This is a genomic window from Sphingomonas sp. GC_Shp_3, from assembly GCF_026540945.1.
GTDB lineage: Bacteria > Pseudomonadota > Alphaproteobacteria > Sphingomonadales > Sphingomonadaceae > Sphingomonas.
In genome coordinates, this window is the sequence record NZ_JALNUT010000002.1 from 35984 (window position 1) to 52827 (window position 16844).

12 protein-coding genes are annotated in these 16844 nt (G+C 65.8%); 7 read left to right on the forward strand and 5 right to left on the reverse strand.

Going from position 1 to position 16844, the window contains the following annotated elements; genetic code table 11:
* Positions 1-158: 158 nt before the first annotated feature.
* Both OXR00_RS06015 and OXR00_RS06020 read right to left on the reverse strand, forming a co-directional pair.
* Positions 159-1139, reverse strand: coding sequence for a cupin-like domain-containing protein (locus OXR00_RS06015; protein ID WP_267387893.1), 981 nt, complete (start codon positions 1137-1139; stop codon positions 159-161).
* Positions 1139-1825 carry a SapC family protein gene (locus tag OXR00_RS06020; RefSeq protein WP_267387207.1) on the reverse strand — a complete coding sequence of 229 codons (687 nt, stop codon included), beginning with the start codon at positions 1823-1825 and terminating at the stop codon, positions 1139-1141. Before OXR00_RS06020 ends, OXR00_RS06015 begins: the two co-directional genes overlap by 1 nt.
* A 122-nt stretch (positions 1826-1947) precedes the next feature.
* On the opposite strand from OXR00_RS06020, the gene OXR00_RS06025 reads away from it, so the two are divergent.
* The 5 genes from OXR00_RS06025 to OXR00_RS06045 are packed head-to-tail and all read left to right on the forward strand — an operon-like array spanning position 1948 to position 11377.
* On the forward strand, positions 1948-2073 hold the full coding sequence (locus OXR00_RS06025; protein WP_267387208.1) for a hypothetical protein: 126 nt from the start codon (positions 1948-1950) through the stop codon (positions 2071-2073).
* A gap of 38 nt (positions 2074-2111) precedes the next feature.
* Positions 2112-5120 (forward strand): TonB-dependent receptor, encoded by a 3009-nt coding sequence (locus OXR00_RS06030; protein ID WP_242151389.1) that lies wholly within the window; start codon positions 2112-2114, stop codon positions 5118-5120.
* Between the two features lie 59 nt (positions 5121-5179).
* On the forward strand, positions 5180-6721 hold the full coding sequence (locus tag OXR00_RS06035; RefSeq protein WP_267387209.1) for a tryptophan halogenase family protein: 1542 nt from the start codon (positions 5180-5182) through the stop codon (positions 6719-6721).
* A gap of 29 nt (positions 6722-6750) precedes the next feature.
* Positions 6751-9435, forward strand: coding sequence for a glycoside hydrolase family 3 C-terminal domain-containing protein (locus tag OXR00_RS06040; protein ID WP_267387210.1), 2685 nt, complete (start codon positions 6751-6753; stop codon positions 9433-9435).
* A gap of 10 nt (positions 9436-9445) precedes the next feature.
* Positions 9446-11377, forward strand: a complete 1932-nt coding sequence (locus OXR00_RS06045; RefSeq protein ID WP_267387211.1) for a sialate O-acetylesterase — start codon at positions 9446-9448, stop codon at positions 11375-11377.
* A 7-nt stretch (positions 11378-11384) separates the two neighbouring features.
* Here the strand turns inward: OXR00_RS06045 and OXR00_RS06050 are convergent, their stop codons facing one another.
* Both OXR00_RS06050 and OXR00_RS06055 read right to left on the reverse strand, forming a co-directional pair.
* On the reverse strand, positions 11385-12629 hold the full coding sequence (locus OXR00_RS06050) for a DUF2254 domain-containing protein (protein ID WP_267387212.1): 1245 nt from the start codon (positions 12627-12629) through the stop codon (positions 11385-11387).
* A 130-nt stretch (positions 12630-12759) separates the two neighbouring features.
* Positions 12760-14247 carry a glycosyl hydrolase family 8 gene (locus tag OXR00_RS06055; protein WP_267387213.1) on the reverse strand — a complete coding sequence of 496 codons (1488 nt, stop codon included), beginning with the start codon at positions 14245-14247 and terminating at the stop codon, positions 12760-12762.
* A gap of 177 nt (positions 14248-14424) precedes the next feature.
* Here OXR00_RS06055 and OXR00_RS06060 point away from each other — a divergent pair, with 177 nt between their 5' ends.
* Positions 14425-15321, forward strand: a complete 897-nt coding sequence (locus OXR00_RS06060; protein ID WP_267387214.1) for an alpha/beta hydrolase — start codon at positions 14425-14427, stop codon at positions 15319-15321.
* A gap of 9 nt (positions 15322-15330) precedes the next feature.
* Here OXR00_RS06060 and OXR00_RS06065 read toward each other — a convergent pair whose 3' ends face one another.
* A complete protein-coding gene (locus OXR00_RS06065) occupies positions 15331-15786 on the reverse strand; it encodes a MarR family transcriptional regulator (RefSeq protein ID WP_267387215.1) in 456 nt (151 codons plus the stop codon).
* Between the two features lie 98 nt (positions 15787-15884).
* Between OXR00_RS06065 and OXR00_RS06070 the strand changes: the two genes are divergently transcribed.
* Entirely contained in the window at positions 15885-16838 is a 954-nt protein-coding gene (locus OXR00_RS06070) for a hypothetical protein (RefSeq protein WP_267387216.1), read from the forward strand.
* Positions 16839-16844 lie beyond the last annotated feature (6 nt).

Below are 16844 nucleotides of genomic sequence, written 5' to 3' on the forward strand. Positions count from 1 at the left end.
CGGTTTCTTTACAGAGTGGCATGGGCGCGCGCCAGATCGGCGCACCGCTCAATGAGGATCAGCGAATTAGTACAGCGACTTCGGCCTGAGGCTGCGTAGTTCCAAGGCATTGAACAACCGCGCCGGCACATCATCGGTTGCAGGTACGCCGCGCGCGATCAGCCGCGCAAGAGCTTCATCACCACGGCGCGGATCCGGCCAAGCTGGTTGCGGCCAAGCGCGCCGTGCCGCTCCTCCGGCAAATGCGCGAGCGGATGACCATCCGGCCGAAACACATAATGGTCGAAATACGCCCGCCAAGCGGCCCGCTCCCGCTCCGGGCGGCCGGCGATCGCGGTCATCGCCAGCAGCAGCGTCGTATACGGAGCGTCGGGTCCGACCGAAGCGCTGTCCCACCAGTAATTGAGCAGCATGTTGAACGGTGCAGTCGCATCAACCCGGTGCCACCATAATTTGGGCAAGTACAGCGCGTCGCCCGGTTCGAGTTCCACCGTCACAGCGCGCGCATGCGTGGCAGCGTACCGCGGGTAACGCGGGTCGCCAAGCGGCGCACCGGCAGCGAGGCTGGTCGGCTGGCCCGCCATCGTCAGGTCGATCGGTCCGACATACAGGTCGCCGATCGCGTGGGGCGGATACAGCGTGAAACGCCGCTGCCCCGCAACCACGCAGGCGATGTTGTCGAACGTGTCGTAATGGCAGGCGATCGTTGAGGCGGTACCGATCCACGCTCGGGGGTTGACGCCGGCCGGCAACACCGACAGCGCATGCTCCTCTGCGAAACCGGGCAGGTACCTTTCGACCGGCAGCGAGCCGACATAGATCGAGGGCGCTTGAACGTCATCCGCCGCCGCCGCGATCCGCGCCAGAGCACCAGCGAGCGGCATCGTCTCCCGCGCGAAATTGAACCCGTCAAGATTCGCGGCATAGTCATAGCGGCCGGCGATATCGGGGGCGCCGACGAACGCCTCGGCCGGGTGGCCTGCGTCGAACCCGGCAAGATACGCCAGCAGCGCCGATCGCGACTGGGCGGCGGCCCGCACGACCGGCCAATCGGATCCGAAACCGCGCAGCACTACCGGCGCGCAGGCCTCGGTAATCGCCGCGAACGTCTCTGACAGGACCGGGCCGATGTGCTCGATCACGCGATCGTGGCCAACCGATCGTTGTGCAGCCGCGCCAATCGCCCGACATGCTGGATCGAACCGATGATCGTATAGGCCAATTGAAGATACCCTTGGCGGAACAGATCAAGTGCCGTCGCATCGTCGAGCGCGGACACACCGTCGCGGCTGATGGTGTACAGCCCATCGAGCGTAAGACGCTCGCCGTCGTCAAAGCGGAAAGACAAGTCGATCGGCTCGATCAGCTTGAGTGCGAGGCAACGTTGTATGAACCGGTCGGTCGGTTCGAGCCCGGTGCTGAGGTGTGCGAGCGCACGCTGGACCCGGCGCAGTGCGTCCTCCGGCTGACCCTCCGCATCGAACAGCGCCTCCCCGCCCGCGGCGCCGAAGCGGGGATGCTCACGGTCGATCACGATCGATTCGTCGGCGACATAAAAGCCCTCCCGCGTCACATCGAAAAGGCGACCGGCATCCTCTTCCTCCCGCGAATCGGCGAACAGCGGCTTGCCAGGTTGCAGCCCGAGCATCGCTCCCGCATAGAAATCGCCGGTATCGGCTTTTTTCGAAAACAGAATCGGAAAGCGTGCCGCCGCCGCCTCGAACTCCGCCGCGACGATCTGCACGAACAGCCGTTCCTGCGTCCGCGGCAACCCAATTCGGAGGGCTGCATGATTCTGGCTGTCGAGAACTTCCCACGTCGGCATCGCCACCCATCCCCTTGATTGCGCCGGATATGTTCTACGACATATCGCTAGGATACAGCCGCACCGCGCGTCTCCCACGGTTTAGCGGGTGCAGACTGGATCGCCAAGCACACGGAAGGGACTTGCAAAAGATTTTTGGTAGCGGTACCACCCTTCCAACAACGGAACTTGCCCCGCTGTCGCTGCTGCTGCTGAAACGCTGCGGTTTCGCCGGTGGTGCGGTAACATCCGGCAAAATGCCGGGCTAAAAACATGCCGATTTAACGGCTTTGCACTGGAGGGGACGATGAAAACATCAAAGATCTTTGCGCCTACGCGTTCGCGGGGCAAATTGCGGCTCGGACTGGCCGGTGCATCGAGCCTGATCGCGCTCGCGTTCATGGATCCTGCTGCCGCATTCGCGCAGGACACGGCACCGCAAGCGACGCCGGTACAGGATCCCGCCACCGCGCCACAGGCAGCAGTCGGCAGCGAACCGACTCAGACTGCAGCGAACCCGGTTGAACAGACCCAGCAGGACATCGTCGTCACCGGTTTGCGCGGTTCGCTCCAGCGCAACCTCGACATCAAGCGCACCTCGGAAGGCGTCGTCGACGCGATCTCGTCTGAAGATATCGGCAAGTTCCCGGACTCGAACGTCGCAGCGTCGCTTCAGCGTCTGCCGGGCGTATCAATTCAGCGCAGTGGTGCGCGCGGCGAGCCGACCGGCATCACCGTTCGCGGCTTCGGCGGCGATTTCAACACGACGCTGTACGACGGCCGTCGCATCTCGACCGCGACCGGCGGACGCCAGATCGATTTCTCGACCGTAGGCTCCGATTTCGTCGGTCAGCTCAGTGTCTACAAGACGCCGGACGTGTCGGTATCGTCGAACTCGATCGGTGCGACCGTCGATATCTCGTTCCCGAAACCGTTCGATCACCCCGGTTTCCGCATTGCGGGCAGCGCCTCGGGTTCGGTGCAGGATCGCTCCGGCAAGGTCGTGCCGACCGGCGGCCTGCTGCTGAGCGACACCTTTGCCAACGACACGCTCGGTGTTCTGGCTGACGTGATCTACACGCGGCATGACACCACCAGCAACCGCGTCGGCGTGAACGGCTGGCCGGGCGGCTACTACGCGCCGTGCCAGCTTGCCGGCAGCACGGGCGATTGTGCCCCCGTTCCCAACGACGCCGCGCATGTGAATTCGCCCGCAGCGCAGAAACAGACGATCGTCGGCTTCTTCCCGCAGCAGTATACGTACGAGCAGGATTACACCAAGGACGAACGCGTCGATGCGCGGATCGCGCTGCAGTGGCATCCGGCTGAAAACGTGATGCTGACGGTCGACGACAACTTCTCGCGCCAGACGGTCACCACCGATGCGTACGGCGTCGGGATGTGGTTCAGCCAGGGTTCGCTGCGCAACGTCACGCTCGACAAGAACGGACAGGCGACCAGCTTCATCCAGGCGGGCACCCCGACCGACTTCGGTTCTGCCATCAACAAGTCGGTGTTGCAGACCAACCAGATCGGCGGCAACCTGAAGTGGGATGTCAACGAGCATCTCAACGTCAATGCGGATGTCAGCTATGCACAGAGCTGGCTCAACCCGGACGGCAACATCGGGTCGCAGAACGGCGACATCGGCTATGGCGGCAATCTTGGCAACACTACCGGCCTGACGATCAACGGCAACAGCAACAGCGCGTTCCCGTCGTTGACCACCTACGGCCCGGCCGGCAACCAATCCGATTATGCCAATCAGTCGTTGATCGGCTCGCACGTCACCGTCAACCAGACTCAGCGCAACATCGATCGGCTCAAGCAGGGTCGCCTCACCGCGACCTGGAAACAGGACGACCTGACGCTGAAGATCGGCGGCCAGTACGTCGAGGACACGTACAACCTTCTCAACGAGAGCACCTTCACGAACAACTACTGGCAGGCTTACTCCGGTTACGGCGCGCCGTCGGGCCAGGGCGGCGGCGGCATCAATCCGCTACCGGCAAGCCTGTTCCAAGGCTCGATCAACACCAACGGCTTCATTCCCGGCTTCAAGGGATCGCTGCCGCCCTCGATCCTCAAGTATAGCCCGATCGCCTATCAGAACTTCCTGACCGGCCTCGGCAATCCACAGACGCAGAATGTCCCGGGCTTCAACTACTCGCAGGTGCCGGGCTTCACCGGCACGTTCGATCAGAAGATCGATCCGGCCAGCATTCAGCGGATCCAGGAGGAAACCTGGTCGCTGTTCTTCAACGCGTCGTTCCATACCGACGTAGCCGGCATGCCGTTCAGCCTGAACGCGGGTGTCCGCAACGAGAACACGCACCTGACCTCGTCCGGTCAGGGTCAGTTGCCGCTGGTCATCAATCGCAGTCCGACCGACCCGACGTTGCTGTCGATCCCGAACCCTTCGGGCTACACGCCGGTGCAGAACATCACGACCCGCAACAATTATTCGTACTTGTTGCCAAGTCTTGATGCCAAGCTCAGCGTCACGGACAAGCTGATCCTGCGTATCGACGCCTCACGGACGCTGACCCGTCCGAACCTCGGCTTCCTGACGCCGGTGCTCAGCGTCGGCAGCGGCCAGCGGGTCGGCGCGCTGACGGCGAGCGGCGGCAACCCCAATCTGAAGCCATATCTGTCGGATAACTTCGACGCGGCGGCGGAATGGTATTATCAGCGCAACTCGTACTTCTCGGTCGACTTCTTCCTGAAGAACGTCAGCAACTTCATCGTTGGCGGCGTGACCAGGCAGGCGATTAACGGCGTTATCGATCCGACGACCGGGCAGCTCGCGAACTTCGCGGTAACCGCCCGCGTCAACGGCCCGGATGCGACGGTTCGCGGCGTGGAGGTGGCATGGCAGCAGGTGTTCGGCGACTCCGGCTTCGGCTTCAACGCCAACGCCACCTTCGTCGGCACGAACAAGCCGTATAACCCAGCCGACATCTCGCAGACCGGCTTTGCGGTTACCGGCTTGGCGAACTCGGCGAACTTCGTCGGTTTCTACGACAAGAACGGCTTCCAGTTCCGCGCCGCGGTCAACTGGCGTGACGAGTACCTGCTACAGTTCGGTCAGAACCAGAACACCGGCCAGTTCGGTGCCGAGCCAACCTTCGTGAACGCGGCAACGCAGATCGATCTCAGCACCAGCTACGACATCACGCCGCACTTCAGCATCTTCGGCGAGGTTACCAACGTCAACAACGCGCAGCAGAGCACGCATGGCCGGTTCGCCAACCAGCTGCTCGACGTGTTCGATTACGGCCGGCGCTTCACCTTCGGCGGACACTTCCGCTTCTAACCGTTCCTCAACCTCGGGGGTGCCTATCCGGCGCCCCCGTTTTTTTGGTAACGGGGCCCATGCAAAAGATCGAAAACATCGTGATCGTCGGCGGCGGTACGTCGGGCTGGCTCGCGGCCGGGATCATCGCCGCGCGTCATCAGGGCCGGATGCCGGCGGACTTCACCGTGACGCTGGTGGAATCTCCCAACGTGCCGATCATCGGTGTCGGCGAAGGCACATGGCCGACGCTGCGCACCACGCTCGCCAAGATCGGCGTGTCCGAAACCGACTTCTTCCGTGAATGCAACGCCACGTTCAAACAAGGCGCGCGCTTTGCGAAATGGACCACGGGCGAGGCAAACGAAGGCTATTATCATCCGCTGATGCTCCCGCAGGGTTTCCAACGGGTGAACATGGCGGCGCACTGGCTCGCCGACCATCATCATCAGAGTTTCTGTGACGCGGTGACCCCGCAAGGGCTGCTGTGCGACGACGGCCTCGCGCCGAAAACGATCGCCACGCCCGAATATGACGCGGTCGCCAACTACGCCTATCATCTCGACGCGGGCAAGTTCGCCGGCTTCCTGCAACGGCATTGCACCGAAAAGCTCGGCGTGCGCCACATCCTGGCCGATGTCGGCCACGTCAACCAGGCGGAGAACGGCGATGTCACGGGCGTTGTCACCGAACAGGCGGGAGAGATCACCGGCGACCTGTTCATCGATTGCACCGGCTTTTCCGCGCTGCTGATCGGCAAGACGCTGGGCGTGCCGTTCAAGAGCTGCGCCGACGTGCTGTTCTGCGACACCGCGCTTGCCATACAGGTGCCGTATGAAAGCGAGGATGCGCCGATCGCATCGCACACCATCTCCACCGCGCAGACGGCGGGGTGGATCTGGGATATCGGCCTGCCCCACCGGCGCGGCACCGGGCATGTCTATTCGAGCAGCCACATCTCCGACGAGGACGCCGAGCGCGAACTGCGCGCCTATCTCGGCCCAGTCGGTGAGAAGGCCGACATGCGCAAGATCAAGATCCGTGGCGGCCACCGCGAGACGTTCTGGAAGAACAATGTCGTCGCGGTCGGGTTGGCGGCCGGGTTCCTCGAACCGCTCGAAGCCTCCGCGATCGTGCTGATCGAGCTGTCGGCAAAGCTGATCGCGGAACAGATGCCGGTGTGCCGCGAGGTGATGGACATCATCGCCGCCCGCTTCAACACCACCACGCATTACCGGTGGGGCCGGATCATCGATTTCCTCAAGCTGCATTATGTGCTGACCAAGCGCACCGACAGCGACTTCTGGCGTGACAACGTGCGCGCCGACACGATCCCCGATCGGCTGCGCGACCTGATGACGCTTTGGAAATACCAACCGCCTTGGTTCCATGACGAGTTCGACCGCATCGACGAGGTGTTCCCGGCGGCGAGCTACCAATATGTCCTCTACGGCATGCAGTTCGGGACCGAGGTGTCGCACGCCGCACTCGCCGGAGAGGCGCGCGTGGCCGAGCAGACCCGGCGCGAGGCGGCGGTGCAGACGCAGCGCATGCGTGCCGGCCTGCCCCGCCACCGCGACCTGATCCGCCGGATCGTCGAACACGGTATGCCTGCGATCTGATCTTCTCCCCAGTGCGAATGAGGTACTTCATGGCTTTTGCGAAGACACTCCTGCTGATCGGTGCAAGCCTCACCACCGTGGCCGCGCAGGCCCAGACCGGGCCAACGAGCGCACCCGCGCCGCAAGTCTCCGCCGTACGCGCCGAAGCCGACCGGATGGCGACCGCGATGGTCGCGCGCATGACGCTGGCGGAGAAATACGATCAGTTGCTGAACGTCGCACCGGCGATCCCCCGGCTGGGCGTGCCGGCTTACAACTGGTGGACGGAATCGCTGCACGGCGCGATCGGCACGCTGCCAACCACCAACTTCCCCGAACCGATCGGGCTTGCCGCCACCTTCGACGCGCCGCTGGTGCATGATGTCGCCGGCACGATCAGCACGGAGGTGCGCGCGCTCCATACGCTGCGCACGCAGACCGGCCGCACCGGGCGGATCGGCACCGGGCTCGACACCTGGTCGCCCAACATCAACATTTTTCGCGATCCGCGCTGGGGACGTGGCCAGGAAACCTATGGCGAGGACCCGTTCCTGACCGCGCACATGGGTGTCGCGTTCATCACCGGCATGCAGGGGCCGAACGCCGATCTACCCAACGTCATTGCCACGCCAAAGCATTTCGCGGTGCACAGTGGTCCGGAATCGACGCGGCACAAGGCCAACGTGTTCGTCTCTCCGCACGACCTGGAAGACACCTATATGCCCGCCTTCCGCGCCGCGATCGTGGATGCGAAGGCGAATTCGATCATGTGCGCCTACAACCGCGTCGACGGGCAGCCGGCCTGCGCGAGCGATCTGTTGCTGAAGGATCACCTGCGCGGCGCGTGGGGGTTCCAGGGCTATGTCGTGTCGGACTGCGACGCGGTGAAGGACATCAGCGACAGCCACAAATACGCGCCCGACGGCGCTACGGCGGTGGCGGCGGCGGTCAAGGCCGGCGTCGACAACGAATGCCACACGCAGACGCTGAACGATACCGCCGGGCTAGAGGATCGTTACAAGGAGGCGGTGCAGCGCGGGCTGATTTCCGAAGGCGACATCGACCGGACGCTGGTCCGGCTGTTCTCCGCGCGCTACCGCAACGGCGACTTGCCCGGCCTGGCAGGGCGCACCGCCGGCGCGGTGCCGGTCAGCCAGATCGACACGCCCGAACATCGCGCGCTGGCGCTGGCCGCGTCCGAGAAGAGCCTCGTGCTGCTGAAGAACAATGGCGTGTTGCCGTTCAAGCAGGGTCTGCGCATCGCGGTGATCGGCCCGCTGGGTGACGCGACGCGCGTGCTGCGCGGCAACTATTCGTCCGAACTGTCCGCGCCGCCGATCTCGGTCGTCGATGGCCTGAAGCAGGCGATGCCCGGCGCAACCGTGACGGTGGTGCCGTTCGGCAAGTCCTTCACCGACGGCGACCGTGTACCGACCAGCGCACTGCGCACGCCGGACGGCAAGCCCGGCCTGCTCGCGCGCTATTACAATCCGGTCCAGACCCCGCCCAAGCAGTTCGCACCAGGCACGTTCCGCGACGTCACCAAGGCGATGCGGTTCTCGACCAAGCCGATCGTCACGCGGCGCGAAGCGGACGTGTCCGGCGGCAACCTGGATCTCGCCAAAGTTTCCGATCACCATCGCACGGTGTGGACCGGGTTCCTCGTGCCGCCGGCAAGCGGCGCGTACCGGCTGGGCATGAACGGCTCGGGCAGCCTGATGTTCGACGGCAAGCCGCTGGTCGAAGCAGCGGGCTCGTATGGCAGTCTCGCCACCTTCAAGGACGTGACTCTGGAGGCGGGCCGACGCTACCCGATCACCGTCACCACCGACGCGCATATCGGCGGCGGTGCGAACCTGGTGTGGAAGCGTATTTCCGCCAACCCCGACGCGGACCTGCGCGCCGCCGCCGCCGATGCCGACGTGCTGGTGGCTGCGGTCGGCCTCACCTCCGATCTCGAGGCGGAGGAGACGCCGGTAAAGGTGCCGGGCTTCGAAGGTGGCGACAAGACCACGCTCGATCTGCCGCCCGACCAGCAGGCGATGCTCGAAGCCGCCAAGGCGACCGGCAAGCCGCTGGTGGTGGTGGCGATGAACGGCAGCCCGATCAATCTGTCGTGGGCGAAGGACAATGCCGCCGCGATCGTGGAGGCATGGTATCCGGGTGAAGCCGGCGGTCTCGCGGTCGGCAACGTGCTGTCGGGCAACGTCAATCCGGGCGGACGCCTGCCGCTGACCTTCTACAAGAGCCTCGCCGATCTGCCGCCGTTCGGGGATTACGACATGACTGGGCGGACCTACCGCTACTTCACCGGCACCCCGGTCTATCCGTTCGGCTATGGCCTCAGCTACACCAGCTTCGCCTATGCGCCGCTCGCGCTGACGCCGGCTGCGGGCGGTGCCGAACAGGGCCTCGCCGTCGCGACCGAGGTGACCAACACCGGCAAGCGCGCCGGCGACGAGGTGGTACAATTGTACCTCAGCTTCCCCGACGTGCCCGGCGCGCCCAAGGTCGCGCTGCGCGGGTACCAGCGCGTCACGCTGGCCCCTGGCGAGAAGCGGCAGGTGACGTTCACCCTGTCCCCGCGCGACCTCAGCGCGGTGAGCACGGATGGCACGCGCATGGTGATGGCCGGGCAATACCGCGTGCATATCGGCGGCGGCCAGCCGGGCACGGACGTGCCGGTACGCTCCGCGACGTTCAAGGCGGCGCAGTCCGCGCCACTGCCGCTGTAAGGGACTATCGATGCTGCGCACCATCCTCGCTGGCGTAAGCCTGCTCGCCGTCGCCGGTCCGGCGTTCGCCGCGCCAACCCCGACCGGGCTGATCGGCGATCATGCCGTGCTCCAGCGCGGCAAGCCAATCGTGGTGCGCGGCACCGCCACACCGGACGAGACAGTGACGGTAGTGCTCGCCGGCCGCTCCGCACAGGCGCGCGCCGGGCGGGACGGCAGCTTTACCGCCACCCTGCCCGCGCTATCGGCGGGCGGCCCATACGACCTGTCGCTGATCGCGCCGAGCGGCACGACGCAGGTGCACGACGTGCTGGTCGGGGACGTGTTCCTGTGTTCGGGACAGAGCAACATGGAGTTGCCGGTCGAACGTGCGCAGGACGCCGGCAGCGCGATCCACGGCCCGGCCGATGACCAGCTTCGCCTCGTCACCATCGCCAAGGTGACCGCACCGGTCGCGCAGGACCATTTCGCGCAGGCGCCGGCCTGGGCGGTGGCGGGGCCGCAGAACATCGGCGGCTTCTCGGCGGCGTGTTTCTACATGGTTCGCGAACTGCGCGGGACGGCGAAGGTGCCGATCGGCGCAATCCATTCGAGCTGGGGCGGCTCGTCGATTTCGGCGTGGATGGGCGATGATGCGCAGCGCGCCGCCGGGCGCGGCGCGCAGGCTGACCTGCTCAAGCTCTACGCGCGCGATCCCGCCGCTGCGATGCGGACCGCCGACGCGACGTGGGAAACGTGGTGGCGCACGCAAAGCGGCGATGCGCCCGGCCACGAACCATGGCAGCCGGATGCCACGCTCGACTGGAAGCCGGTGCCGCGCACCGATTTCTACGAGAATTGGGGCGTGCCCGCGCTGCAAAGCTACCTCGGCATGTTGTGGTATCAGAAGACGGTCGATCTCACGCCCGAACAGGCGCGACAGGTCGCCACCATCGCGATCGGCCCGGCCGACGATGCTGACCGGGTGTGGATCAACGGCAAGCCGGTCGGCGGGCGTGGCGGCTGGGACGCGCGGGTCTATACCGTGCCGGCGGGAACGCTGGTGGCGGGCCGCAACGTCATCACCATCAACATCGAGAATGCCTACGCCACCGGCGGCCTGCCCGGCCCGGCCGAGGTGATGAAGCTCGGCTTCGGCGACGGCAGCAGCGTACCGATCGGCGACGGCTGGCGCTATGCGATCGCCAAGAAGGCCAGTGGCACCTCCCCGCGCGTGCCGTGGGATGACATCACCGGCGCAGGCACGATCTACAACGCGATGATCGCGCCACTTGGCAGCATCGGGTTGGCGGGCGTGGCCTGGTATCAGGGCGAGTCCGATACCGACATCCCCGGCTACGACACGCGGCTGAAGGCGATGATGGCGGAGTGGCGCCGCCAGTTCGCCGCGCCCGACCTGCCGTTTGCGATCGTGTCGCTGGCCGGATTCGGCAAGCCCGCCATCGCACCCGGCGAAAGCGGCTGGGCGCGCGTCCGCGACGATCAGCGGCGGGTCGCGGAGGGCGACGGCCATGCCGCGCTCGCCATGGCGATCGACCTTGGCGATCCGCTCGACATCCATCCCGGTGAGAAGCACGAGATCGGCCGCCGCCTTGCCCGTGCGATGGCTAGCATCGCCTATGGGGCGACGCCGCCGCCTTCCGGCCCGCAGGCGGTGAGCGTCACGCGCGATGCCGCCGGGGGCGCGACCGTGACGTTCACGGGCGTGACCGGCTCGCTCCACACCCGCAGCGCCACGCAGGCGACAGGATTCGAACTCTGCGGCGACGCGGTGGGCACATGCCGCTATGCGGCCGCCATCGCGAACGGCGCGCGCGTGACGCTGGCGGGCGACGGCAAACCCGTGACGCGTGTGCGCTACGCCTGGGCGGACTTCCCGGTCGTCAACCTCGTCGATGATGCGGCACTGCCGGCCGGGCCGTTCGAGATGGCGGCGCGCTAACGCAGCGTTACGTCCCCTGCCGCCATAGCTGCTCATGCAGCCGCGTCAGGGCATCCGCGTCCGCGCTACTGGTGAACGCGGCGCAGGCGCGCGACAACGCATCCTGCGCCTCTGTCCGGCACCGGGCGGTGGATTGCGGCTCGATCGCTCTGAGCGTGGCGAGCGCTTTCTGAAGCCGAATGCCGACCTCGATCAGCGCGGCGCCATCGCGCGCGATCGGCCGGAACAGGTCCTCGATTAGATCAGGAAAGGCGATGCGCGGCACGATCACGCCCGCCGTGTCGGCGGTCTTCTCTTTCGGTTCGTGTCGTAACATGGTGGCCAGAACGCGTGTGCCCGCCTCGATCACCGCGATCGCGGTGCCGGGATCGTTCACCGCCGGCGACAATGCGCGCGATGCGATCTCCCCCAGGACGACAAGCGCGAAGCGTGGATCATGGTCGAACGCACGGTCATGCTGGATCGTGAACGCCTCCCGCACCTGCCCCACCTGTTGATCGTCCAGCGACGCCTTTGTCCACACGAGCGGATGCGCGGGATCGGCGAGCATCCCCGGCAGGCTCAGCACATGGAGGCTCGCCCCTGCCGCGTCGGCGACATCGGAAAGCTCGGCGAGGTCGACATGGGTGATGCGCCCGATTTCCGTGTGGTGGACCAACACCGCATCGTCTGGCCGGGCGGTGTCGAACGCGGCGAAACTCAACCGCTGCGTCATACCGCGCACGGACTGCGCCGCCGCCTTCTCGACACGCGCGATCGTGTCGGCCATCCGGCCGAAGCGGGTGACATGCTCGATCCAGCGCAAAAAGGTGATGACGATCAGGCCGATAACGAGGATCGTGCCGCCGAACAGGATCACGCGCCCGGTTTCACCGTAGATCCCGGTCGACAGTGCGATGATGCCGACGATAGCAAACAGGAAACTGCCCAGGAATGTCGCCAATGCGTTCTGCGACGTGCTGTCATCGACGAGCAACTGCACCGCGCGCGGCGTGATGGTACTGGTCGCGCCCGAATACGCCTGCACCATCGCGGTGAGCGAAAAGGTCGTCACCGCGAGCATGCTGGAGGCGAGCAGGTTGAGGATTGAATCGACGGATTTAGAGCCGATCTTCGCCGCGAGGTCATAAGAGATCAGATGCCCGGCAAACGCGCTGGCGAGCGCGAGCGCGACCGCGAAGACGCAGAACAGGCCCGCGCGGAACCACATCCGCCGGGTCAGCAGCTGAAGTGCCCATTGCCAACGCCTCATCGATGAGCCTCCCTGACCGCGGGTGAACCGGCGGCGATAGCCGCTCTCCCTGAACAAAAACGGCGGTGGCTGCTACCCCCTGAAGCGCGCCAGGCAGAAAAGGCCGCACGCGGGAGAGGCGGACGGTGCGTTACGGTGCAGGCCGGTCGATGATCCGAAACTGGCCGCTGCAATGGAGCATGCTCATCAAGTACAGCATCCCGTCGAAGTAGCGCTGCTCACCGGTCGGCAGCTTCATGTCCCACAAAGCGCGCAGGAACGCCTTCGAGTTCGCCCCCGGCGTCGCTGCGAAACCGCCAACGGCAGCCGCTGCCAGCATACCCGGCGAATGCCGCGTCGACAGCGGCTCGCCATCCAGCGTGTAGCGATCGGCGAAGCGGTCGAGCCCCTGCCCGACCAGGAACGCCTGTACGCGGTCGCTCAGGATGCGTTCGCGGGCATCCTTTCCCCACCAGGCGTAATCGACCGACCAGTTGCCGACAGTTCGCCAACTGTCATAGCCGAACGGGTCCGGCTTGCCGTCGCGCGTCAGCATGGTCGATCCGTCGAAATGGCTGCGATCGGGAGCAAGCCCGGTCCTCGGCCCGGTCACTACCGAGAACAGGTTGCGACTGGCATCCGCCGCGCGCGCCCAGAAGGCACGATCCTCCACCGGCCCCCAGCGCGCCCACAATTCGTAGAAGGCCGGCAGGTGATAGGAGGCGTCGGTACCATCGACGTTGGTCTCCGCGACGAAGCGCACCATCGCGTGGGGCTCGTCCACCATCGGCCCGACGGTGACGGTGCGCGGGCGATGACTGGGGTGATAAGGCGGCCACGGCGTGCCGGCCTTCGCGGCGTCGGCGGCGCCGGCGCGGTTGTTGAGGCTCGGCCACGGCGCATCGGGTTCGACGAACGGCGCATCGCCGGGGTGGATGCGGAAGGGCGACGTACCCGTCAGCACCGGATGATGCCGCATCCCGCGCAGGATCGTGTCGGCCTGCGCCTGATAATCGTAGATACCGTGTCCGCCCGGCCAGCGCCGCGCCGCGAACAGCAGCGCCATCGCGTAATATTCCTCGCCATCGGGCGCAGCACCAGTCGAACGTGGCGAGCCGTCCGTCGCCATCGACCAGGCGAAATAGCCGACCGACGGGTTCTTCGGATCGGTGATGAGCATGTACGTCTTCGACCAGTTCCACAGCGCGTCGAACTCGCGTTTATGGCCGAGCTGCACGGCAATCATCATGCCGTAGCTCATGCCCTCGGTTCGCGCGTCGTTGTTCGCCCAGTCGGTGATGTAGGCGAGCGGGCCGTTCGCGTTCGCGCCGGTTTCGAAATAGACACGCTCCTCCTGCCCATCGCCGTGGAAGAACTGCTGGAACGCCGCCTCGACCTTGGCTTCGGCTTCCCCGGGCCGGGTGCCGAGTTGTTCGGCGAACAGGTCGCGATAGCGGCGGGTCTGGAACGCGCCGGTGCCGTTGCCGGGGAAACGCGCGATCTGGCCCGGCCCCTGCTCGCGGTAGCCGCTGTCGGCCGTACCCGGCGGCGGCGCGGAGGCGGCAAGTTGCGCCGCCGCTGCGGGATCAACGGCGATCAGCGCGATTGCTGCGGTCAGGATCGGGCGGACTTTGGCCATTGTTCATCCCCTCGGACGCCCCCGGTCTGCCGGGCGGCTTTCATGATACCGCAACCATAGCGGATCAGTGCGTCTGGGGAAGCCCGGAGATTGTCTGCGAAACCGGCTATCCTCTTGCCTCCTAACGTATATGATAGCGGTAACGGCCCGAAAGACGGTCGTCCTTAGGAGAAGCCTGTGCGCCTGACCTTGCTCGCCCTGTTCGCCTGTACCGCGCTGATCGCGAATGCGCCCGCACCACAAGACCCGGCGCCGGTTGTCCAACCCGCGCCGGTTTCGATACCGCTGTGGGCGAAGGGACCGCCGGGTCACGACACTCGCCCGGTCACGCCGGAAATAGGCCGTGATTACTGGGTGCGCAACATCCGCAATCCGTCGCTGCTCGCATTTCCGGCGCTGCCGGCGCACAATACCGGCACCGCGATCGTGATCTTCCCCGGCGGCGGCCACAAGCTGCTGGTCTGGACGAACGAGGGCACCAAAGCCGCGGTCGCGCTCAACCGCATGGGCATTTCGGCGTTCGTACTGAAGTACCGGCTCGCCCGCGAACCCGGCTCGCCCTACACGATCGAGGGCGATGCTGCCGACGATGCCCGCCGTGCCGTGCGCTGGGTGCGTGCCCATGCCGCCGACTACGGGATCGATCCCGCGCGGGTCGGGGTGATGGGGTTCTCGGCCGGCGGCGAGCTTGTCTCGCTGATCGCCGACAATCCCGAACCCGCCGGTCGGCCAAAGACCGACGCCATCGATGCGCTGTCGGCGCGGCCCGATTTCCAGGTGCTGGTGTTCCCCGGCCCGCTCGGCATTCCGGCCAAGAACGCGGCCGGCGCACCACCCGCGTTCATCACCGCCGGCAGCCTCGATCCATGCTGCGCCGCTCCGGCGGTCGCGCTGTACGAACAGCTTCGCAAGGCGGGCACGCCGGCGGAATTGCACATGTACGGGGACAGCACCCACGCCTTCAATCTGGACGAATCCAATCGAATCTCGATCCTGCACTGGCCCGACCGCCTGAATGATTGGCTCGCCGACAGCGGCTTGCTGGAGCCGCACCACGCGGCGGCGCATCAATAAGGCGGATCGTCAGCCCTCCTCGTCTCCCTCCGCCGCGATCCGCACCAGCGCACTGCGCAGCGCGGCGACCTTGCTGGGTGGGAACAGCGCCTCGAAGCGACGCTCGTGCGCGTGAATGATCGCCTCCGCGGCATCGCGTTGGACCAGACCCTGCGGCGTCAACGACAAGGCTTGCGAGCGCCCATCGACCGGGCGTTTCTCGATCAGCCCCTTGGCAAGCAGGTCGGCGATCAGCGGCACCATGTTGGCCCGCTTGATCGCCAGCACGCGACCGATCTCACTTTGCGTGCAGCCCGTATTCTCGCCGATGAGGATCAGGATCGTCGCCTCGACCGGACGGAGCGGAATCGCCGCCAGCGCAGCGCCAAGCGCACTCATCATCACACCCGACGCACGGCGCAGCACATAGCCGAGCCGATCGGCGATCACATCGCGAAACCCGGTCTCGATCTGGTCTTCTTTCATCCGATGCGCGTATCGCTATCGCGTTCAAAAAGCTATTGCTATGGTACATAGCGGTATCACGATCAGCGATACCGACTCATAATTAAAGGAGAGGACGCATGAAGATCGCGACGTTGACCGCCGCCGCTTTGACACTCGCTGCCGGCGGCGTGGCCTGGGGGCAGGCCGCACCCGCACCGGACGCGATGCGTGCGGCGCAGGCCACCTATGATGCCAAACCCGATACGCACGGCACCGGCCCGTACCCGGCCGTGAAGCTGACTGATCCCGGCCTGCCCGATCATGTGCTGTACCGCCCCGCCGATCCCGCCGCGATGGGCGCGCAGAAACTCGGCGTGCTGGTGTGGGGCAACGGCGGGTGCAGCGACGATGGCGCCAGCGCACGGTTGCACCTCGCGGAGATCGCCTCGCACGGGTATCTCGTGATCGCACCCGGCACCGTCTTGTCCGGCCCCGGCGCGCCGCCGCATGTCGATACGCCCCCGCCGCCCGGCCCGCTTGGCGTGAAGACCACGTCGGTTGAGGTTTCCGCCGGTCTCGACTGGGCGCTCGCCGAAAACGCGCGCAAGGGCAGCCCGCTCTATCAGCGGATCGATCCGAAACTGCTCGCCGTGTCCGGGCATAGCTGCGGCGGATTGCAGGCGCTTCAGGTTGCCGCCGATCCCCGCATCCGCGCGGTCATCATCCACAACAGCGGCATCTTCAAGGACAATACCAACCCGATCCGCGGCATCACCATCGCCAAATCGGAACTGAAGAAACTGCACACGCCGGTGCTCTACATCATGGGCGGGCCGACCGACATCGCCTGGCCGAACGGCAACGACGACTTCGACAAGATCGACACCGTACCGGTCGCGCTCGCCAGTCTGAACGTCGGGCATGGCGGCACTTTCCACGACGACAACGGCGGCCGCGTCACGCAGGTCGATGTTGCGTGGCTGGCATGGCAACTCCGCCACGATGCCGCTGCCGCGCGCTGGTTCAAGGGCAAGGATTGCCGGCTGTGCACCGACAGCCAGTGGACGCTGCGCAAGAAGCGGATCGACTGAGATAAC